Source organism: Faecalibacterium sp. AF10-46, assembly GCF_003604105.1.
GTDB lineage: Bacteria > Bacillota > Clostridia > Oscillospirales > Ruminococcaceae > Faecalibacterium > Faecalibacterium taiwanense.
In genome coordinates this window covers 110,489-130,014 of the sequence record NZ_QVGY01000002.1, presented here as the reverse complement: position 1 = coordinate 130,014, position 19,526 = coordinate 110,489, and the positions used below count along the sequence as shown (strand labels likewise).

The window sequence follows — 19,526 nt, the reverse complement described above, 5'->3', positions numbered from 1 at the left end:
ATGCTCAAATGTTTGTAAGCGGATGTTATATTCAAAACCCTTTCGGGTTTCTGCTTTGTTATTCGGCCACTACAACGGTCGCATGGCGGACGATCTTATCGCCCAGCTTGTAGCCCTTCTGGTAGACGGTGATCACGGTGCCGCTCTCCTGTCCATCCGGGGCGGGGATCTGCTGCACTGCGTTCATGAAGTTGGGGTCAAAGGGCTTGCCCAGCGCTTCGATCTCCTCCACATGGAGGGCATCCAGCGCCTTGGCGGCCTTGTCCAGCGTCATGGTCACGCCCTTTTTGTAGTTCTCGTCGGTGGTGGGGGCGTTGGCCGCCATCTCCAGCGTGTCCAGAATGGGAATGATCTGGTTCACCGCAAAGGAAATGCCATCGTTGAACTTCTGGTCGGCTTCGCGGGTGGAGCGCTTGCGGTAGTTCTCGTACTCCGCTGCCATGCGCAGCAGCTGGTCTTTGGCCTGTGCGGCGTTGGCTTCGGCAGCATCCAGCTTTGCCTTTACGGCTTCCAGCTCGCGGGCCTTCTTGTTGAACCAGCCGCCATCCTTCTTCTTGTCATCCTTCGGGTCGGCAGCTTCAGCAGCAGGTTCCTGTTCGGGTGCTGCCTGCTGGGCCTTTTCCTCGGGAGCCGTTTCGGGCTGCTCCGCTTCCTGAGCCGGAGCCGTCTTTTTTGCTTCTTCGCTCATTCCAGATCCTCCTTATAGATCACAGTCCGCCGCGGTACGGCAGCCTGCGGGGTGTCTTTTCGTTTGCCGCTCATGCCCTCGCCCAGCTGGTCTGCAAAGTAATGCAGCAGCGGCATCAGTTTCTGGAAGGGCATCCGGGTGGGGCCGATCAATGCAATGGAGCCCCACAGGCCTCCGCCCACCAGATACCGATCGCTCACGATGCACAGGCCCGGGATCTGCGGTTCCAGATCCTCGCCCAGCAGCACGCTCTCACTGCGTTCTGCCGGAGGTGCGATCAGGCCAGCGGCCTGCTCCTCGTCGTTCAGCAGTGTGAGGATGTCGCCCACCTTGCCGTCCAGCTGGGGCCAGTCCAGCAGGTACTGCTCGCCGCCCAGAAATACGTGGGGCTTGACGGAATCCTGCAGGATGGCAGCCGCCGCGCTGATGACGGGCACCAGCTCCGGGTCGATCTGGCTGCACAGCTCTGCCAGCAGCCGGGTGGAAAGATCCACCGGCGCTACAAAGGTAAGGTTGCGGTTCAGCAGTGCGGCAAGTGCTGCCGCATTCTCGCGGGAAAGACCGGCGCGCACCCGTGCCACACGGGTACGGACGTAACCGGCCGTGGTAACGGCCAGCACAGCCGCTGCGCTGCGGCCCACCTGAACCACTTCATAGTGGGCGATGCACAGGTCTTCGGCACATGGGGTGCTGACGGCTGCGGTGCAGCCGCTGATGGCGGCCAGCGCCCTGGCGGCACCTGCGGCCAGCTTTTCCGGCTCATGGTCGAGGCTTGCGAACACCGCATCCACACGGGCGCGGGTCACACGGTCCAGCGGCTGATCGTCGGCAAGCAGATTATCAAGGTAGTAACGGTAGCCCTTGGCACTGGGCACACGGCCCGCGCTGGTGTGGGGCTGCTCCAGCAGGCCCAGCTTTGTCAGCGCCGCCATCTCATTGCGAAGCGTTGCGCTGGAAACTGCCATGTCAAAGTAGTTTGCCAGCACGCTGCTGCCAACGGGCTCGCCTTCGAGACCATACAGCGCCACGATCGCCTGCAAGACTCGCTGCTTGCGTGCATCCATCGTCATAGCGCCTGCCTCCTTTTTGCGTTTGCTTTGTTTGTTTAGCACTCCTTGTTCCTGAGTGCTAAGACCATTATAGCCAATTTTCCGGTGCTGTCAAGCCCCTTGGAAAAATGTTTTAAAAGATTCATAATTCTGTCATAAACGAAGAAAGCGCCCTCCTTATTATAAGGAAAGCGCTCTGGCATGTTCTTTACTCTTCCATCTGCCTTGCCAGAAATGCCGCTGCCACATTCACGGCCTTGAGCTGGGCGGCATCCGGCGTGGCCGTGCGGTCTTCGGTCAGCAGGGCCACCACGCCGGTCACATCGCCCGCCGCAATGATGGGTGCGGCGCACAGCACTGCTCGGGGCGAGCCCTCGCAGGGCAGGATGCACTTTTCGGCAATGCCCTCGCTCTGGTACAGCCTGCGGCCGTCTATCAGCTTTTCCAGCGGCTGGCTGATGCTGCGGTCGGCCAGCTCCCGTCGGCCGGAGCCGCTGACCGTAAGGATGCGGTCACGGTCGGCCACCAGTGCGGTCAGCGCAAAGCTTTTGCTGAGCACCTCGGTATACTGGGCCGCTACTGCGTTCATCTCGCCAATGGGCGAATACTTTTTAAAGATCACCTCGCCGTCGCCCGTGGTGAAGATCTCCAGCGGGTCGCCGCGGCGGATGCGCTGGGTGCGGCGGATCTCCTTGGGGATCACCACCCGGCCCAGCTCGTCGATGCGGCGCACGATTCCTGTTGCTTTCATGTTTTTGCTCCTCCGTTTCCTTAAAAATGCCTGCAGCACTAGTATCTGTCAGGCCGGGCCATTTATACCTGCTGCCTCCGCGCAAAAAGACCTGCACGGAAAGCTGCCTCTTCGTTGCGTTTCCGGCAGGGTTCTGCTACAATGATACAAAAAGCCGTTTTCATAAGCACAGCACCCCGCTTATGAAGACAGATCCTAAAATTCTACTGAGAAAGGCAGGTGTCCGGATGCCGAACATCCTCATTCTGGGCGGCGGTGCCGCCGGTCTTGCAGCCGCGCTGGCGGCGGCACAAAGTGCCCCCGCTGCACAGGTCATTGTGCTGGAGCGCAACCCGAAGCCGGGCAAAAAGCTGCTTGCCACCGGCAATGGCCGTTGCAATCTGGATAACACCGGCATTGCACCGGAGCTGTATTTCACTGCCGACCCGGCAGCACTTCGTCCGCTGCTGGATGCCGTAAATACCGCCGACCCGCTGCGCTGGTTCCGTGCGCTGGGGCTTTATACCCGCACCGACGAGGCGGGCCGGGTGTATCCGTACTCCAATCAGGCGGCGGACGTGCTGGCCCTGCTGGAGCACCACCTTGCGCAGCACCATGTGCAGCTGCGCACCGGCTGCACCGTGCGCACCCTGAGCCAGAGCCGCAGCGGCTACGCCGTGCAGTTCGAGACGGCAGAGGGCAGCACCGAGACCCTGCGCGCCGATGCCGTCATCTGCGCCATGGGCGGCGAGGCAGGGCCGCAGTTCGGCACCGACGGCTTTGGCACCCGGTTCGCCGCCCAGTGCGGCGGCAGGGTGGAGCCGCTGTACCCCTGCCTGACCGCCCTGCAGTGCGCAAAGCCCAGTAAAGCGCTGGCTGGCATCCGTGCCAAGGCAGCAGCATCCCTGCTGGACGGTGCCCGTGTGCTTGCCTGCGAGAACGGCGAGGTACAGTTCACCGATTACGGCCTTTCCGGCATCTGCATCATGCAGCTGTCCGGCCTGCTGGCCCCGGGCCGCGGCCCCAAGGCTCCTGCTGTGGAGCTGGACCTCTTCCCGGCAGTGGATGAAACCGCACTTGCCAGCCTGTTTGCGGCCCACGCCGCCCAGACGGCAGGGGGCAGCGCCGCTGACTTCTGGCTGGGCCTGCTGAACCAGAAGCTGGGCCGCACTGTGTGGTCTGCCGCCGGGCTGCAGGACAGCGACGCGCCTGCCGTGCTCACCGCCGCACAGTGGCAGAAGCTGGCCCACACCGCCAAGCACTGGCGCTTTGAAGGGCTGACCCCCTGCAGCTGGAAGCAGGCCCAAACCACCGGCGGCGGGCTGGCCCTGCGGGAGGTGGATCAGCACTTCCAGTTCAAGGGCTGTCCGGGCCTTTACTTTGTGGGCGAAACGCTGGACTGCGCAGGCAGCTGCGGCGGTTTTAACCTGCACTGGGCGTTCGGCTCCGGCCTTGTGGCCGGGCGCAGCGCTGCAGGCCATGCTGCAGCAGGCCGTGCTCTGCCAAAAGCCTCCGCGCCCGCAAAGAGCAGAAAAAAGCCGCACAGGTAAAAATGAGCTTTAAATTTTCAACAAACGCTTGACATCTTGTGCAGATCGCATTATCATAAAGACAATAAAAGTTTGTTCAGAGAATCGAGCAGAACAAGCAAGGGGAGAGTCGAAAGGCCCTTTTGTTTGTCCTGCTCTTTTTCTTTTATTCGGCAAACGGAGCGATCAGGAGGTTTTTATGCTGGATGTAGCAATTATCGGCTGCGGTGTCATTGGTGCGGCAGCCGCCTATGAGCTGTCCCATTACCCGCTGCAGACCGCCATTTTCGAGGCTGAAAATGACGTGGCAGACTGCACCACCAAGGCCAACAGTGCCATTCTGCACGCTGGCTACGACCCCGAACCGGGCACCCGGATGGCGCGGCTCAACGTGGAGGGGTCCGCACTGGCCAAGGAGATCTGCGCCCGGCTGGATGTGCCGTACCTGCAGTGCGGCAGTCTGGTGCTGGCCCTCAGCCCGGAAGAGCTGCCCCACCTGCAGAAACTGTATGAGAACGGCATCGCCAACGGCGTGCCGGGCATCCGGCTGCTTTCCGCAGAGGAAACGCTTGCCATGGAACCGAATCTGGCCCCCACTGTCGTTGGCGCGCTGTATGCGCCCAGCGCCGCCATCGTCAGCCCGTGGGAGTTTGCGCTGGCAATGGCAGAAGTGGCTGTGCGCAACGGCGTGGAGCTGCACCGCAGCTGCCCTGTGACCCACATCGAAAAAACCGCCGTCGGCTGGGCGCTGACCACCCCCTCCGGAATTGTGGAAACGCGCTATATCATCAATGCGGCAGGCATCTCGGCGCAGGCCGTGCACGATATGGCCGCACCCCACAAATTTACCATCCAGCCCACCCGGGGCGAATACTACCTGCTGGATAAATCCGAGGGCAGCCGTGTGCACCACGTCATCTTCCAGTGCCCCAACGAAAACGGCAAAGGCGTTCTGGTGGCCCCCACCGTCCACGGCAACCTGATCGTCGGCCCGAACGCCGACCCCGTGGAAGGGGACGATACCGCCTGCACCGCCGCCGGGCTGGCCTTCGTCAGCGCGGCCGCGCGCCGCAGCGTGCCGAACATCCGCTTCAGCGAGTCCATCCGCAACTTTGCGGGCGTCCGTGCCAATGTGGACACGGGCGACTTCGTTATCGGCGAAGCGGAAGGCGCACCCGGCTTCATCGATCTGGCGGGCATGAAATCGCCCGGCCTTTCCAGTGCACCGGCCGTTGCCAGAGAAGCCGTCAAAATTCTGGAAGCTCACGGCGATCTGCCCGCCCCCAAGGCGGATTACAGGGATGGCCGCACCCGGGTGCGCTTCAAGGAGCTTCCGCCCGAAGAAAAAGCCCGGCTCATTGCAAAGGAACCCGCCTATGGCCGCGTGATCTGCCGCTGTGAGACGATCACCGAGGGCGAAATTCTGGACGCTCTGCACGAAGAGATTCCCGCCGCCACCATTGACGGTGTCAAGCGCCGCTGCGGTGCCGGTATGGGCCGCTGTCAGGGCGGCTTTTGCGGGCCGCGCGTGCTGGAACTGATCAGCAAAACGCTGGGCATCAGTCCGCTGGACGTGCTGCAGGATAAGGCCGGCACCAACGTCTTACTGTGCGAAACCAAGCAGGAGGGAGAGCACCATGATTGATCTGGTCATCGTCGGCGGCGGCCCTGCAGGCCTTGCCGCAGCTTACAGCGCATGGCAGCATGGTCTGCGCGATATCCTTATCTTAGAGCGCGACAACGAGCTGGGCGGCATCCTGAACCAGTGCATCCACAACGGCTTCGGCCTGCACCGCTTTGGCGAGCAGCTCACCGGCCCGGAATACGCAGGCCGCTGCATTGAACTGCTGCGCTCCACTGGTGTCCGGGTGGAGCTGGGCACGATGGTGCTGGACGTCACCCCGGACAAAAAGATCCACTGCGTCAGCCGGGAAAAGGGCTATCAGATTTTGGAAGCCAGAAGCATCATCCTCTGCATGGGGTGCCGGGAACGCACCCGCGGTGCCATTGGCATTCCGGGCAGCCGCCCTGCCGGTATCTACACCGCCGGTGCTGCCCAGCGCTATGTCAACATGGAGGGCTATCTGGTAGGCAGGCGGGTGCTCATCCTCGGCAGCGGCGACATCGGCCTGATCATGGCCCGCCGCATGACGCTGGAAGGTGCCAAAGTACTGGCCTGCGTGGAGGTCATGCCGTATTCCGGCGGCCTGACCCGCAACATCGTGCAGTGCCTGCAGGACTTCGACATCCCTCTGTATCTGTCCCACACCATCGTGGATATTCAGGGCAAGGCCCGCGTAGAAAAGGCCATCGTTGCCAAGGTGGACGAAAACCGCCGCCCCATCCCGGGCACCGAGATGGAATTTGATGTGGACACCATCCTGCTCAGCGTCGGCCTGATCCCGGAAAATGAGCTGACCCGGCAGGCGGGCATCCCCATGGACCCTCACACCAAGGGCGCAGTGGTCTACGAGAATATGGAGACCGGCATCCCCGGTGTGTTCGCCTGCGGCAATGTGGTGCACGTACATGATCTGGTGGACTTCGTTTCGGGCGAAAGCGACCTTGCCGGTGCTTCTGCGGCGGCCTATGTTTTGAAGGGCGAAGCCGCCGATACGGTTGTGCTTGACCTTGTTCCGGGCAATGGCGTGGGCTACACCGTGCCGCAGCGGGTGCGCCCCGCTGATGTGGACAGGAGCGTGAACATTTCCTTCCGCGTGCGGCAGAACTACGGCCCCAGCCAGATCACCGTGACCTGCGGCGGCAGGCAGCTGGCCCGGTTCAAGCGCCAGCGCATGGCTCCCGGCGAGATGGAGCACATCGCACTGCCCAAAGTCCTGCTGGAAAAAGCAGACGGCCCGCTGACCGTTGCGGTAGAGGAGGTTATTGCAGAATGAGCAGCATCAAAGAAGTTATTTGCATCTGCTGTCCCTGCGGCTGCCACTTGCAGGTAGACCCGGAAAATGATTATAATGTAACTGGAAACGCCTGCCCCAACGGTGCCGCCTACGGCAGGGAAGAGCTGACCCATCCCACCCGCATCCTCACCAGCACCGTGCGGGTAGAGGGTGGGCTGTACCCGCGCTGCCCGGTAAAAACTGCGCAGGCCGTGCCCAAAGAGAAGATGACCGAGGTCATGGCTGCGCTGGATCGCGTCACCCTACACGCCCCCGTCCGCACCGGACAGGTGGTGCTGGCAGATGTGTGCGGCACCGGCGTGGACGTTGTGGCAACGCGAAATCTGTGATACACACTCCTGAAACGATACGGAGGGAGCAAAAGCATGAGTACAAAATATGTTCTGGCGCTGGATCAGGGAACCACCAGCAGCCGTGCCATCCTGTTCGACAATGAGCAGAATATCATTGCGGTGCAGCAGCGCGAGTTTGAGCAGATCTATCCGCAGCAGGGCTGGGTGGAGCACAACCCCATGGAGATCTGGTCCACCCAGTATGGAGTCATGAACGAGGTGGTGGCCCAGAGCGGCGTCGATGTCCACGATATCGCCGCCATTGGCATCACCAACCAGCGGGAGACCACCATCCTGTGGGAAAAGGCCACCGGCCGCCCCATCTACAATGCCATCGTCTGGCAGTGCCGCCGCACGGCTCCGCTGGTGGATGAACTGCTGCAGCAGCCCGGCATGGCAGACTACATCCGGGAGAACACCGGCCTGATGCCCGATGCCTATTTCTCCGCAACGAAGATCAAGTGGATCCTGGACAATGTGCCCGGTGCGCGGGAGCGCGCCGAAGCAGGGGAGATCCTGTTCGGCACTGTGGACACATGGCTGGTCTGGAAGCTGACCGGCGGCAGAGTGCATGTCACCGACCGCACCAACGCCAGCCGCACCATGCTGTATAACATCCGCACGCTGGACTGGGACGACACCCTGCTCAAGGCGCTGGATATCCCGCGCTGCATCCTGCCCCGCGTGACGGATTCCAGCGAGGTCTACGGCACCACCGACCTGTGCGGTGTGCAGATCCCGGTGGCCGGCATTGCCGGTGACCAGCAGGCTGCGCTGTTCGGGCAGAGCTGCTTTGGCAAGGGCGAGGCCAAGAACACCTACGGCACCGGCTGCTTTTTGCTGATGAACACCGGCGACACAATCTGCCGCAGCCGGAACGGCCTGATCTCTACCATCGCCATCAGCCTGAACGGCAGGGTGGAGTACGCGCTGGAGGGCAGCGTCTTTGTAGGCGGTGCCGTCATCCAGTGGGTGCGCGACGGCCTGCGCATGATCCAGGAGAGCCGCGATGCGGAATACTATGCCCAGAAGGTGCCGGATAACGGCGGCATTTACATCGTGCCGGCCTTTACTGGTCTGGGTGCACCGTACTGGGATATGTACGCCCGCGGTGCCATTGTTGGCATCACCCGCGGCACCACCCAGAACCACATCATCCGCGCGGCAGAGGAGTCCATTGCCTACCAGAGCGCAGACCTCGTGGCTGCTATGGAAAAGGACACCGGCGTGCCCATCACCTCGCTGAAGGTGGATGGCGGTGCATCCCGCGACCAGTTCCTGATGCAGTTCCAGGCCGACATCCTGAACAAGACCGTGCTGCGCCCGGCCATCCGGGAGACGACCGCTCTGGGCGCAGCCTATCTGGCGGGCCTTGCCACCGGCGTATGGAAGGACCGGGACGAGATCCGCAGCCTGTGGCACTGCAATATGACCTTTGCCCCGCAGATGGAAGAGGCCGAGCGCACCCGCCTGCTGGCCGGCTGGCACAAGGCTGTGGGCCGCAGCTGCGACTGGGCAGAGCATTGATGATTTTCGTCTGACTTTATAGTTCGCGCACAAAATATTTTTAATTGTTTATCGTCATGGTCAGCTGTTCCAATACCACTACCATTCTGGGCGGCGGTGAGCTGATTGCAACCACATTCTGATAAAACCTAGATTTTACATTACAGCCGCCGTGTAACTTATTTACATGGCGGCTTTTTTGTAGAATAATATAAATCAAGTAATTGATAAAAAAGGAGTCTTACCCAATGCATCCTCTTGCTGAAACCCTGCTGGACGAACCGGTGATCGCCGCCGTGAAAACGGACGAAGCCCTGACTGCTGCGCTGGCTTCGCCCTGCAGCGCCGTTTTTCTGCTGGCGAGCACCCTGCTCACCGTAGACGGGCTTGTGCACCGCATACATGATGCCGGAAAACTGGCCGTGGTTCACATCGACCTTGTGGACGGCCTTTCGTCGCGGGAGATCGCGGTGGACTCCCTCAACGCCCTATGCCACCCGGACGGCATCATCTCCACCCGCCCGACCCTGATCCGCCGGGCGCGCCACCGCGGCCTGCTGACCGTCCAGCGGGCATTCATCCTGGATTCCCTCTCGCTGACCAGCCTGTCCGGCCAGCTGGAGCAGGGCAAGCCGGATTTTGTCGAGATCCTTCCCGGCATCATGCCCCGGGTCATCGTCGAGATCAGCGCCCGCACACAGGTGCCTGTCATTGCAGGCGGCCTGCTGCGGGACAAAGCCGACGTCATGGCCGCCATGCGCGCAGGTGCCGCCGCAGTTTCCACCTCTGCGCCCTCCCTGTGGGATATCTGAGCCAGAACAAGATCCCAGCTGAAGTACGAAAAGCATAATAGTATCCTGGTGTTTTATTTGTTGAACATAAACTGTATCCTGCGCCGCAGAGCGTTCTACTGCCGCAGTAAAGTCATCGTAGATGCTTTCAATTGCCTGATAATACTTTGCTTCATTCAAAATCTGCCGGTATTTTCCGCGGGCAAAACAGGGGGCCACCACCGCATTGACCGCTGCGTCAAAAACGATTGCATCTTTTGGTGTGTTATGTAAATTGGGATCGTTTTTGCTCAGATACGCTTTGTTCTGATAGGTTGCTTTTGTCGAACCAGATAAGTAGTCTTTTTCCTGATCCAGATACGCACCTCTGCAAGATAATCCATTTCTTATTGATAAGTATAGCACAAATCGATCAATCGTTCTATCTACTTGCATCGATTCACGGCTGACTGTTCATCTGACAGAAACTTCAAAAACCGTGTAATATCATACCGATAGCCGTTCAACGTGGCTTCTGCCGTGCCAGAATACTTCTTATCGTCCAAAAAATCTTGCTTTAGATTATCAAACCGGGCTGCATTCTTCTGAATCTTCTTCATTTTTGTACCTCTGACCTCTGAAATTTTTGAAAAAATCATAGGTACAAGCCCCAAAAGCCCGTATAAAACAAAAAAGACGACAAACCGTTTATCTCAACGATTTATCGTCCTTTTGGTGCGCTCGAGGGAACTCGAATCCCTGGCCCTCTGATTAAAAGTCAGATGCTCTACCGGCTGAGCTACGAGCGCATATTTCCGCAGTGAACATACTGCCGAATAATATTACCACAACTTGCGCAAAATTGCAAGGGTTCCCGGGCAAAAAGGCGCAAAAAGCTCCTGCATCGGTGTGGGCTTCTGCTTTTCATCCGCGCAGCAGATCGAAGATGCTCCGGTGTCGGCAGCGGAAGGGGCTTCATCCCGATAACTTCCTCTTTACAAACCCGGCAAGAATCGTTACAATCAAATCAAATCCGTCTGCAGTGCGCTGCGTTTTACTGCCCGGCAGTGTGCGCCCCGCCGCGCTGCACCCGCAAACTTTTTCCCGGCTTTGGCATTCTGCCGGGCCGCGCCGATACGTTTTTTGCAGGAGGTTTTTCCTATGAAGATCACTCGCCGTACTGTTCTTCGCCTGACCGGTGCCGCTGCCGCTTCGCTGGCGCTTTCCAGCTGCAGTGCTTCCGGCAGTGCCATTCTGGGCAGCAATTTTTCCAGCTGGCTCCAGCAGACACTGGGCATCAGTTCTTCCGGCGCAGCTTCTTCTGCTGCATCCTCGGAGGCCATGGCGGCTTCCTCGCTGGCAGCAGGCGAGCAGCCCGCTGCCAGTCTTGCCGCACTGCCGGCGTACGATGCCGACCCGCTGACCGGTGAGGCCAAGCGCAGCAATGGCCGCATCGTGGGCGTGATGGTGAACAACATCTCCAACACCTCTCGTCAGAACGCCCGTCCGCAGCGCGGCCTTTCCTCTGCCGATCTGCTGATCGAGTGCAAGGTGGAGGGCGGCATCACCCGCTTCTGCGCGGTGTTCCACGATGCCGGCTCCATCCCGGAGATCGGCCCGCTGCGCTCTGGCCGCGACCAGTTCCTGCAGCTGCTGATGCCCTATCAGGCGCTGTACTACCACGATGGTGAGAGCGCCGCCTGCACCAAGTTCATCGGTGTATACAACTACTCCGGCCTGAACATCGGCGGCAAGAGCTACTTTAATACTCCCACCCATCCGCATGTGGCTCACCGCGACAGCCGGGGCCGGGATGTGGCCTATGAACACACCGAGTTCACCTCCGGCAAGGAGATCCGGCAGGCCGCTTCCAACGCGGGCATCGGCCTGAAATACGATTACGACACCACCTTCTTCCGCTTTGCGGACTACCGCACCGGCGAGGAGAACGCCATGCAGGGTGCAGCATCCGGCAAGACGGTCAGCATCACCCACTCGGACCACTACAAGACCAGCTTCCGCTACGATCCACAGGCCCGCACCTATAAAATGCAGATGTACAGCCGCATCTCCGGCAAGTTTGAAAACACCGTGGACGAGCTGAACGCAAAGCAGCTGAGCTTTGACAACCTGCTGGTCTGCTTTGCTCCCATCGAGCGCTATTCCGGCGACTCCGGCGATGTGCAGCAGGTAAGCTACATCTCCGGCGGCGATGCCTATTATTTCAGCCGCGGCGCTGTACAGCATGGCCGCTGGGAAAAGGCTTCGCCTGAGCATCCGCTGCTGGTCTACGACAAGGCCGGTGCGCAGATGCTTTTCAACCGCGGCAAGACCTATCTTGCCATCGTGGACGACGACGAGTGGTCCAACTTCAGCTATCAGTAACGAGGGAACCGCATGAAACGCATCTGGAATCTGGCCCTTGGCACGGCGGTGCTGTGCACAGTCCTGCTGTGCGGGTGTGCGCTGTCCGGCCCCACTGCCCCGGACAGTGCAGCGCCCACCGACCCGCTGACCGGGCAGGAGCTGCAGTATCCCGGCGAACGCACCGCCGCCGTGGTGATCGACAACGCCGCTTCCAGCACCACACAGTGGGGCATTGGCAGCGCATCGGTGGTGCTGGAAGCCCTGACCGAGAGCGGCCAGCCCACCAGCCTGTGCTTGGCTTATCCTTCGGTATCGGCCATGCCAACCGTCGGCCCAGTGACCCTTGGGCAGGATCTTTACTGGCGGCTGCTCAGCGGGCAGGAAGTACTGCCCATCCAGCGGGGTGCAGGGCAGTTTGCCCGCAACTATCTGGATTATTATAACCTGCGGGCCGTGGACGCGCTGGAAGTGGGCCGCAACGCCTTTTCCTGCGATGATGTCTGGAGCGGTGCGCCGCTGTGGCATACCAGCGGCGCGGAGGTCGCTTCCGTGCTGGGCAGCCTGAACCTTTCCGGCGCATTGGGCGACCACGGCAGCAGCGCTTCCTCCTCGGCCAGCACTGCCGAGGACAGCTCTGCCATTTCCGCTCTGCCCGCCCTGCTGCCGCAGGCCAAAGAGCCCCGCCTGCCGGAGCCCGGTTCCCGGGATGCCGAACAGGTGCAGATCAACTTTGCGCCCCAAAGCACCACCGGCTTTGCCTACGATGCGGCCAGCGGCACCTACGGGATGCTCCGTGCAGACGGCACCGCCCAGCTGGATGCCAACACCGGCGCGCAGGCGCAATTCGACAATCTGCTGGTCCTTTACTCCGCTTCCAGCCTGCGGGACGACGGCACCACGCTGGACTACGACCTGTCCCTTGGCGGCGGTGTCTGGCTGAACGGCAGCCAGCTGTGGCACATCACATGGACGCAGGGCACAGACTCCACCTTTGCCTTTTATGATGCCGACGGCAGGCCGCTGACCATCCGCACCGGACGCAGCTACATTGCGCTGGTCTCCAGCGTGACCGGGCAGGAGCTGACGGTATTGGATTCTGCCGGGCAGAATGTGCTGAATTGACAAAACAAAAAAGACCATCTGAGGCATTTTTAACTGCATCTCAGATGGTCTTTTTATTATAGGTCAGCGTCCTCGCCCTCTCAGCCTCACATTGTTCGGCAGCTCTCCCAAAGGGAGAGCCTTTGGCATTGCGGCAAAGCTTCTGGTTTTGCCAAGGCCTCTCCCTATGGGAGAGGTGGCATTGCATAGCAATGACGGAGAGGGCGAGGATACTTCGGTTTTTAAGGTTATTTTTACAGATCCACCACGCTGCCGACCTCGGCAGGAGAGGTGGGCACCACGCCCAGCACGGCGTGGTCAGTGCTGCGGTTGACCGTAAAGGTCACGCTGCGGCCCGCCGCGAAATCCGGGTGATAGGTCAGCTCCAGCGTCTGCCAGTTGTCCGGCACTGCGCAGAAGCAGTGCAGCAGCGCGCCGCGGCCTGCCGTCAGGTTCAGGGTGAACACCGAAGCATCCGCTGCGTTCTCGCCGTAGAGCGGCGCAGCAAAGCTGCCGCAGCGCACCGGCTTGCCATCGCACACAGCGGTAACGCCGGTGCCCATACTGTACAGGTCGCCAAGCGTGCACACCTCACGGCTCTGCAGATAGCTTGCGCCCACCGGCAGGGTGGATGCGGAGAGGTTTTCCACCGAGAGGTACACCAGCACATTGCCCATTTCCTGCGCAGGGGCATAGCCCAGCAGCTCCACGGCAGCTTTGCCGTCCAGCAGGGCAGGTTCGCCTGCAAGACGCGGCTGCTGTGCCGCTGCAGGTACGCCGGTGAGCAGCGCTGCCGCAAGGCTGACCGCACCGGAGCCGGCACATTTCAGGAATGACCGGCGGGAAATGGACTGGGACATGGAACTTCCTCCTAAAATGATCGTTCCCTTATACAATAAAGGATTGCGCCGCTTCTGTCAAGGGATGGGCCGAAACTGTAACCGAATCCTTACTCAAAGGCCTCGTTTTCCTCGGCTTCGGCCTGACCGCGCAGGGTATCGGCATAGCCAAAGGGCACGATGTCGATGGCTTCCACCAGACGGTCCCGCATCCACAGCTGCACATCGGTCTGCACCGTGTAGCCGCAGCCGGGGTCTGCCATCCACTGCTCCGGGCGGCGGGTGGGCACCGCGCGCTGGCTGAGCATGCTCATGATCACGCCGCCATGGGTCACACAGGCTGCTTCGGTCACATCCATGCGGATCATATACTCAAACAGCTTCATCAGGCTTTCGGCGCAGCGGGCGTGGAACTGGTCGGTAGGCTCTGCGCCTTCGGGCACATAGCCGGAGCCGGGGGTGATCCACTTTTTAAAGTCCTCGTCGTGCACCAGCTCCTTGACCGGCTTGTTCTCAAACTTGCCAAAGCCGGCCTCCCGCAGGTCGTGCACGGTAAAGGTGTGCTTTGCATCCGGGAACAGGATGTTGGCTGTTTCCACCGCGCGCAGCAGCGGGGAGGAGAACACGGTATCCACCTGCGGATACTCGAACCGCTCTTTCAGCTCATTGAGCTGCGCGCGGCCCTCGTCGCACAGAGGGATGTCGGTGCCGCTGCCGATGTACAGGCCCTGCAGGTTGCCTGCAGTCATGCCGTGGCGGATGAGATGAAGCTTGAACGTTTTCATGGATAGTGCCTCTCTTTATCGCTGTGCGGCGGCACGGGAACGGGCGGCAAAACCCGCTGCGGAGAAAAAATCTGGCAGAAAAACGTGTCGTCTGCCAGATTTTTTGCTCTTTGGCGGCAGCCGCGGCCCCGCGCACGCCACAAAATGTATGCGTTAATACCTATAGTTTAGCATAGATATGGTGTCCAGAGCAAGTCTTTTGACAGAAATGACGAAAATCAACGAAAAATATCGTCACTTTTCTTGCTTTACAAAAGGTTTTCCGTTGTGTATAATCAACCTGCTGTAAACCAAAAACAAGGATGTCCCCCTACATCGAACTTTGAGGAGCCAAAAATCATGGAATTCAACCGTATCATCAAGCTGCTGCGCAAGGAACGCGGCATCACCCAGAAGCAGGCCGCCGAGGATCTTGGCGTCTCGCAGGCGCTGCTGTCCCACTACGAAAAAGGCATCCGCGAATGCGGCCTGGACTTTGTGGTGCGCGTGGCAGACTACTATAATGTTTCCTGCGATTATCTTCTGGGCCGCAGTGCAGAGCGCAACGGCATGATGCTCTCGGCAGAAGACCTTCCGAACCCGGACAAGATGAAGGACAACATCTACCACGGCAGCGTGCTGCCCACCATGAACAAAAAGCTGATCTCCAACGGCCTGAACGTGCTGTACGCCAAGATCGGCCAGTGCCACAGCAAGGCCCTTACCACCGAGGTAAGCGCCTACCTGATGATGGCCGTAGCCAAAATGTTCCGCCTGCTGTACTCGGCCGAGCCCCACAACGCCGCCAGTATGTTCAGCATCGATCCCATCCGCTGGCGCGGCTGCTCCGATGCCGTGATGCGCATGTCCGAAGCCAACGTGGAAGCCCTGCTGGACGGACAGGATGTGAACGGCGGCGAGGGCGTAAAGGACCCGGCCTGCCTGACCATGACCACGGAAAGCCTGACCCGCGAGTTCCCGCTTTATACGCCCAGCCTGTTAAATCTGGTCAAAACCAGCGAAACACATGTGAAGGGCCTTACCCACGAAGGGTGATATTCCTGTGAAAAAGCTGTAAATTCAGCCCCAAAACCCTTGCATCTTTCGGGCAGAAAGGGTATAAACAGAATAGAACATTCTGGAATACGGTTTTTCCTATCAAAAGGAGGATTTATTTTATGTCCAACTCCATTTCCCGCCGTACCTTCCTCAAGTGCACCGGCGCATCCGTTGCTGCTCTGGGCGCAGCAAGCCTGCTGGGCGGCTGCCAGCAGAATGGCAGCGCCACCATCGTGGATGTCAAGGTCGGTGATAAGGTCAGCAACTGGAACGGCCTTGGCGTTCAGCTGACCAGCCTGTTCAACATTGATACCGCACCTGCACAGGCCGGTTACGAATACATTGCTGTTCTGGTCACCGTGGTCAACCGCACCAAGAACCAGACCTTCAACATCGGCGCACAGAATCTGGCCGAGATCAATGCTGCTTATCCCGTGCCCCCGCAGGAGAACGTGGATGCAAACTTCCACGCACTGGCAGCAGCTTCTACCGATTTCTCTGCTTCCTGCGACGGCCAGAGCGTGGAGTGCGGTGCCAACATCTCGCTGTACAACTCCAACTCTCAGACCTTCTCGGATTCCACCAATCTGCCCCCGCAGGGTACCGGCTATCTGCAGCTGATGCTGATGGTCCCCAAGGGCTGGCAGCAGCTGAGCGTTACTTACATGCCCACCTTTGCAGCGGATAAGACCATGACCTTCGTCATGACCGCTGCAGACGTGACCCGCGCCTGATACGCGGCCCGCACAGGACGAAATTTCGTCGCAAAACAACGTCACAGCTCAAAATTTCATCATTTTATTTTGCCAAAAGGCATTGACATCCGGCCCGGTTTCGCCTATCTTATAGGTAATGCCGCAATGCCGTACTGATCTGCTTTTTAAAGGAGGAACGAACATGTCCTATACATTCTCCCGCCGTGACTTTATGAAATATACCGCTCTTACCGCTGTTGCCATTGCAGGTTCCGGCATGCTGACCGGCTGCTCCAACCCGAACCGTCCTGTCGGCAAGGCCGGTGACACCCTGAAGCCGGGCGACGGCATCTGTGAAGCCACTGTGCTGAACAGTGCTGGCAAAGAACCGCGTTATGATCCTAATACCAAGACCCTGACCTGCAACTTCAAGATCGTCACCAAGATCGAACTGCTGGAGATTACTGACAGCCATTTCCAGGTCGATGTTACGACTGCTGAGGGCACGAAGCACTATTATTATAATACCTCTCCTAAGCCCAGTCTGGGCGATACCGCTAACCCCAAAGCTAGCAAGGACAGCGTCACCGAGGCCACTCTGACTCTCAATCTGGATCTCTCCGGCGCTACCAAAGTAGCTGTGCTGTATACTCCCAAGCATGCCGCTACTGGTGAACCCAATGATTCCTACAATGATATCTACGGCACTTGGGATATCACCGATGCCATCAAGGATAGTATCCCTACCGCTTGATTTTATATTATGTCTAAGGCCCGCACCCGCAGGGTGCGGGTCTTTTTGCGTATGCGGGCCATTTGTATCCAAGTTTTGGGCGATATCATGTAAAATGTACAAAGTTTTTTAGTGGATTTATGCCTTGTGCACAGGTTTCTTTTCCGGTACAATAGGGTTATAAAAATGTGCAGGAGCATCGCAGCGATGCGGTGCTTTTTGTATTTGAGGGGCAACCCGGAAAACCTGAAAAGGAGTGCTGTTTCGATGATCAATATGGTAAAGCTTCCCACCAAAAAAAGTAACCTGTTCCTGCGCGTAGCAAAGGGCCACTTTGCTACCAGCCACAGCCATATCAACTATTACATCGATGTCACCACCCAGAAGTCCCGCCTTTCCGAGGCCAAGGCCGTGGCAAAGGAGCTGGTGGCCGCTTACCAGCACAGCACCATTGTGGACACCGTGCTCTGTCTGGACGGCACGCAGGTGATCGGCACCTGCCTTGCCAACGAGCTGACCAAGGACGGCTTTGCCAACATGAACGCCCACCAGACCATTTATGTGATCACCCCGGAGTACACCACCGGCAGCCAGATCATCCTGCGCGACAATCTGGCCCCCATGGTCAAGGGCAAGCATGTGCTCATTCTGGCCGCTTCCATCACCACCGGCTACACCGTGCAGGCCGCTGTGGAGGCCGTGAACTACTACGGCGGCACCGTGGCAGGCCTTTCCGCTATTTTTGCCACCACCCATGAGTGCATGGGCTATGAAGTCACCTCCATCTTTGACCCCGCCAGCCTGCCGGACTACGCCAGCTTTGACAGCCGCGACTGCCCCCTGTGCAAGGCCGGCCAGCACATCGATGCGCTGGTGAACAGCTTTGGCTATTCGGCGCTGTAACCCCTTTCAGTCTGCTCACTTTGTTCGCATCCAGCTCCCCCGAAAGGGGGAGCTTTCTTTGTGCTTCTCGTAAAATGCAAAAAGTTCTCCCTTTCGGGAGAGCTGGCATCGCACAGCGATAACTGAGAGGGTTATTTTTTCGGGAACACAAAGGGCTCGTGCAGGTACACCGCCACCAGATATGCCGTCATGAAGAACCAGATGATGGGCTCGCACAGGATGACCGCATTGTACTGGAATTTCGGGATGAACACCAGCACAAAGATCACCTTGCCCACCAGCTCGATCACGCTGGAGAACAGCGGCAGCACCTTTTGGCCAAGGCTCTGCAGCGCGTAGCGGGTGCACAGCAGCACCCCCAGAACGGCATAGAACGGTGCGTTCCACAGCAGGTACCGCGCACCGTTTTCCAGCACGATGGGTTCCGAAGAGCCGGAGATGAGCTGCACCATCCATTCCGCGCCAAAGCTCATCAGCACCACGGCGGCGACCATCACCACCACCGAGTACAGATACATCTGCCGCATTCCCCTGCGCACACGGTCGGGCTGGTTTGCGCCGCGGTTCTGGGAAACGAAGGTGGAACCGGCGTTCGCCATGGAGATGAGCGGCATATCCGTAAAGGCAAACAGCTTGCGGGCAGCGGTGTGCCCCGCAATGGTCAGGGTGCCAAGCCCGTTGATGCCGTACTGCAGCACCACCGAACCCGCAGACACGATGCTGCTCATCAGGCCCATGGAGATGCTCTGGCTGAACAGCTCCCAGTAGAGATGACTGCCCACGGCGAAATGCTTTTTCTCCGGGATGAGGATGCACACCCTTGCCAGCACGTACAGAACGCACAGCCCCACCGAGATGCCCTGTGCAATGACCGTTGCCACCGCTGCGCCCCGCACGCCCATGCCAACCCCGGCAATGAACCACAGGTCCAGCCCCACGTTCAGCACCGAGCTGATGAGCAGGAACACCAGCGGCATTACGCTGTTGCCAATGGCGCGCAGCAGGCCTGCGCACAGGTTATACATAAACATGACCACAACGCCAAGGTCGATCACGATGATGTAGCTGTAGGCATCTTCCAGAATTTCTGCCGGGGTATCCAGCAGCTGCAGCAGGGCATGCAGGCCGAAAAAGCCTGCCGTTGTAATGACCAGCGAGGCGATCAGGCCAATGACGACCGACCCCACCACCGTGCGCTTGAGCAGGTCTTCGTCCTGCGCGCCGTAGGAGCGCGCTGCAACGATGGCAAGGCCATTGCCGATACCGATGCCAAAGCCGACTAAAAGCTCGTAGATCGAGCCGCAGGAGCCAATGGCGGCAAGGGCTGTATCGCCCAGCACATTGCCCACGATCATGGTATCCACCGTGTTGTAGAGCTGCTGGAACAGGTTGGAAACCAGAATGGGCAGCATGAACAGCAGCAGGCTTTTTAAAATAGGCCCGTGCATCAGGTCTACGTTCATGTTGAAGAAGCTTTTCTTTTGGGGCTGCGCGTGGGTCATAGGGATCCTCCAAAATTATAACTTTTAAGATATCTGTACAC

At 59.3% G+C, this 19,526-nt stretch carries 18 protein-coding genes and 1 tRNA gene; 12 read left to right on the top strand and 7 right to left on the bottom strand.

Annotated features, from left to right (window positions below; genetic code table 11):
* Positions 1–58: 58 nt before the first annotated feature.
* From DWV57_RS03835 to DWV57_RS03825, 3 genes are all read right to left on the bottom strand, one after another.
* Positions 59–688: a nucleotide exchange factor GrpE gene (locus DWV57_RS03835; RefSeq protein ID WP_005943579.1), complete on the bottom strand. Its 630-nt coding sequence runs from the start codon at positions 686–688 to the stop codon at positions 59–61.
* A complete protein-coding gene (hrcA, locus tag DWV57_RS03830) occupies positions 685–1,758 on the bottom strand; it encodes a heat-inducible transcriptional repressor HrcA (RefSeq protein WP_120020008.1) in 1,074 nt (357 codons plus the stop codon). The genes DWV57_RS03835 and hrcA overlap by 4 nt, the downstream gene beginning before the upstream one ends.
* A 187-nt stretch (positions 1,759–1,945) precedes the next feature.
* A complete protein-coding gene (locus DWV57_RS03825; RefSeq protein ID WP_120020007.1) occupies positions 1,946–2,488 on the bottom strand; it encodes a stage V sporulation T C-terminal domain-containing protein in 543 nt (180 codons plus the stop codon).
* Between the two features lie 227 nt (positions 2,489–2,715).
* Between DWV57_RS03825 and DWV57_RS03820 the strand changes: the two genes are divergently transcribed.
* The 6 genes from DWV57_RS03820 (at position 2,716) to DWV57_RS03795 (ending at position 9,564) form a co-directional block, all read left to right on the top strand.
* Complete coding sequence (locus DWV57_RS03820) at positions 2,716–4,017, top strand: aminoacetone oxidase family FAD-binding enzyme (protein ID WP_120020006.1); 1,302 nt, start codon at positions 2,716–2,718, stop codon at positions 4,015–4,017.
* Positions 4,018–4,195: 178 nt separating this feature from the next.
* A complete protein-coding gene (locus DWV57_RS03815; protein WP_120020005.1) occupies positions 4,196–5,641 on the top strand; it encodes an NAD(P)/FAD-dependent oxidoreductase in 1,446 nt (481 codons plus the stop codon).
* Positions 5,634–6,893 (top strand): FAD-dependent oxidoreductase, encoded by a 1,260-nt coding sequence (locus DWV57_RS03810; RefSeq protein WP_120020004.1) that lies wholly within the window; start codon positions 5,634–5,636, stop codon positions 6,891–6,893. The genes DWV57_RS03815 and DWV57_RS03810 overlap by 8 nt, the downstream gene beginning before the upstream one ends.
* Positions 6,890–7,243 carry a DUF1667 domain-containing protein gene (locus DWV57_RS03805; RefSeq protein ID WP_005943592.1) on the top strand — a complete coding sequence of 118 codons (354 nt, stop codon included), beginning with the start codon at positions 6,890–6,892 and terminating at the stop codon, positions 7,241–7,243. The genes DWV57_RS03810 and DWV57_RS03805 overlap by 4 nt, the downstream gene beginning before the upstream one ends.
* Before the next feature lie 36 nt (positions 7,244–7,279).
* Positions 7,280–8,773 carry a glycerol kinase GlpK gene (gene glpK, locus DWV57_RS03800; RefSeq protein ID WP_120020003.1) on the top strand — a complete coding sequence of 498 codons (1,494 nt, stop codon included), beginning with the start codon at positions 7,280–7,282 and terminating at the stop codon, positions 8,771–8,773.
* 227 nt (positions 8,774–9,000) lie between these two features.
* Complete coding sequence (locus tag DWV57_RS03795; RefSeq protein ID WP_120020002.1) at positions 9,001–9,564, top strand: glycerol-3-phosphate responsive antiterminator; 564 nt, start codon at positions 9,001–9,003, stop codon at positions 9,562–9,564.
* Positions 9,565–10,255: 691 nt separating this feature from the next.
* Here the strand turns inward: DWV57_RS03795 and DWV57_RS03790 are convergent.
* Positions 10,256–10,331: transfer RNA gene (locus tag DWV57_RS03790), tRNA-Lys, on the bottom strand.
* Between the two features lie 352 nt (positions 10,332–10,683).
* Between DWV57_RS03790 and DWV57_RS03785 the strand changes: the two genes are divergently transcribed.
* Both DWV57_RS03785 and DWV57_RS03780 read left to right on the top strand, forming a co-directional pair.
* Entirely contained in the window at positions 10,684–11,907 is a 1,224-nt protein-coding gene (locus tag DWV57_RS03785; RefSeq protein WP_120020001.1) for a DUF3048 domain-containing protein, read from the top strand.
* Between the two features lie 12 nt (positions 11,908–11,919).
* A complete protein-coding gene (locus DWV57_RS03780) occupies positions 11,920–13,011 on the top strand; it encodes a DUF3048 C-terminal domain-containing protein (protein WP_120020000.1) in 1,092 nt (363 codons plus the stop codon).
* 233 nt (positions 13,012–13,244) lie between these two features.
* Here the strand turns inward: DWV57_RS03780 and DWV57_RS03775 are convergent, their stop codons facing one another.
* On the bottom strand, positions 13,245–13,850 hold the full coding sequence (locus DWV57_RS03775; RefSeq protein WP_097774587.1) for a Tat pathway signal sequence: 606 nt from the start codon (positions 13,848–13,850) through the stop codon (positions 13,245–13,247).
* A gap of 89 nt (positions 13,851–13,939) precedes the next feature.
* A complete protein-coding gene (locus tag DWV57_RS03770) occupies positions 13,940–14,614 on the bottom strand; it encodes a histidine phosphatase family protein (RefSeq protein WP_118527631.1) in 675 nt (224 codons plus the stop codon).
* Positions 14,615–14,953: 339 nt separating this feature from the next.
* Between DWV57_RS03770 and DWV57_RS03765 the strand changes: the two genes are divergently transcribed.
* The 4 genes from DWV57_RS03765 (at position 14,954) to DWV57_RS03750 (ending at position 17,983) form a co-directional block, all read left to right on the top strand.
* Positions 14,954–15,649, top strand: a complete 696-nt coding sequence (locus DWV57_RS03765; protein ID WP_005943631.1) for a helix-turn-helix transcriptional regulator — start codon at positions 14,954–14,956, stop codon at positions 15,647–15,649.
* A 122-nt stretch (positions 15,650–15,771) separates the two neighbouring features.
* Entirely contained in the window at positions 15,772–16,386 is a 615-nt protein-coding gene (locus DWV57_RS03760) for a twin-arginine translocation signal domain-containing protein (protein WP_005943633.1), read from the top strand.
* Between the two features lie 163 nt (positions 16,387–16,549).
* On the top strand, positions 16,550–17,101 hold the full coding sequence (locus DWV57_RS03755; protein ID WP_120019999.1) for a twin-arginine translocation signal domain-containing protein: 552 nt from the start codon (positions 16,550–16,552) through the stop codon (positions 17,099–17,101).
* Between the two features lie 246 nt (positions 17,102–17,347).
* A complete protein-coding gene (locus DWV57_RS03750) occupies positions 17,348–17,983 on the top strand; it encodes a phosphoribosyltransferase (protein WP_118527625.1) in 636 nt (211 codons plus the stop codon).
* Between the two features lie 131 nt (positions 17,984–18,114).
* On the opposite strand, the gene DWV57_RS03745 is transcribed toward DWV57_RS03750, so the two are convergent.
* Entirely contained in the window at positions 18,115–19,485 is a 1,371-nt protein-coding gene (locus DWV57_RS03745) for an MATE family efflux transporter (protein WP_120019998.1), read from the bottom strand.
* Between the last annotated feature and the right edge of the window lie 41 nt (positions 19,486–19,526).

Bases quoted from the DNA above. Each gene is read 5' to 3' on its own strand.
- DWV57_RS03745 (WP_120019998.1), bottom strand. From the start codon at position 19,485: ATGACCCACGCGCAGCCCCAAAAGAAAAGCTTCTTCAACATGAACGTA.
- DWV57_RS03755 (WP_120019999.1), top strand. From the start codon at position 16,550: ATGTCCTATACATTCTCCCGCCGTGACTTTATGAAATATACCGCTCTT.
- DWV57_RS03805 (WP_005943592.1), top strand. From the start codon at position 6,890: ATGAGCAGCATCAAAGAAGTTATTTGCATCTGCTGTCCCTGCGGCTGC.
- DWV57_RS03785 (WP_120020001.1), top strand. From the start codon at position 10,684: ATGAAGATCACTCGCCGTACTGTTCTTCGCCTGACCGGTGCCGCTGCC.
- DWV57_RS03765 (WP_005943631.1), top strand. From the start codon at position 14,954: ATGGAATTCAACCGTATCATCAAGCTGCTGCGCAAGGAACGCGGCATC.
- DWV57_RS03780 (WP_120020000.1), top strand. From the start codon at position 11,920: ATGAAACGCATCTGGAATCTGGCCCTTGGCACGGCGGTGCTGTGCACA.
- DWV57_RS03795 (WP_120020002.1), top strand. From the start codon at position 9,001: ATGCATCCTCTTGCTGAAACCCTGCTGGACGAACCGGTGATCGCCGCC.
- DWV57_RS03775 (WP_097774587.1), bottom strand. From the start codon at position 13,850: ATGTCCCAGTCCATTTCCCGCCGGTCATTCCTGAAATGTGCCGGCTCC.
- DWV57_RS03750 (WP_118527625.1), top strand. From the start codon at position 17,348: ATGATCAATATGGTAAAGCTTCCCACCAAAAAAAGTAACCTGTTCCTG.
- hrcA (WP_120020008.1), bottom strand. From the start codon at position 1,758: ATGACGATGGATGCACGCAAGCAGCGAGTCTTGCAGGCGATCGTGGCG.
- DWV57_RS03815 (WP_120020005.1), top strand. From the start codon at position 4,196: ATGCTGGATGTAGCAATTATCGGCTGCGGTGTCATTGGTGCGGCAGCC.
- DWV57_RS03810 (WP_120020004.1), top strand. From the start codon at position 5,634: ATGATTGATCTGGTCATCGTCGGCGGCGGCCCTGCAGGCCTTGCCGCA.
- DWV57_RS03835 (WP_005943579.1), bottom strand. From the start codon at position 688: ATGAGCGAAGAAGCAAAAAAGACGGCTCCGGCTCAGGAAGCGGAGCAG.
- DWV57_RS03760 (WP_005943633.1), top strand. From the start codon at position 15,772: ATGTCCAACTCCATTTCCCGCCGTACCTTCCTCAAGTGCACCGGCGCA.
- DWV57_RS03825 (WP_120020007.1), bottom strand. From the start codon at position 2,488: ATGAAAGCAACAGGAATCGTGCGCCGCATCGACGAGCTGGGCCGGGTG.
- DWV57_RS03770 (WP_118527631.1), bottom strand. From the start codon at position 14,614: ATGAAAACGTTCAAGCTTCATCTCATCCGCCACGGCATGACTGCAGGC.
- DWV57_RS03820 (WP_120020006.1), top strand. From the start codon at position 2,716: ATGCCGAACATCCTCATTCTGGGCGGCGGTGCCGCCGGTCTTGCAGCC.
- glpK (WP_120020003.1), top strand. From the start codon at position 7,280: ATGAGTACAAAATATGTTCTGGCGCTGGATCAGGGAACCACCAGCAGC.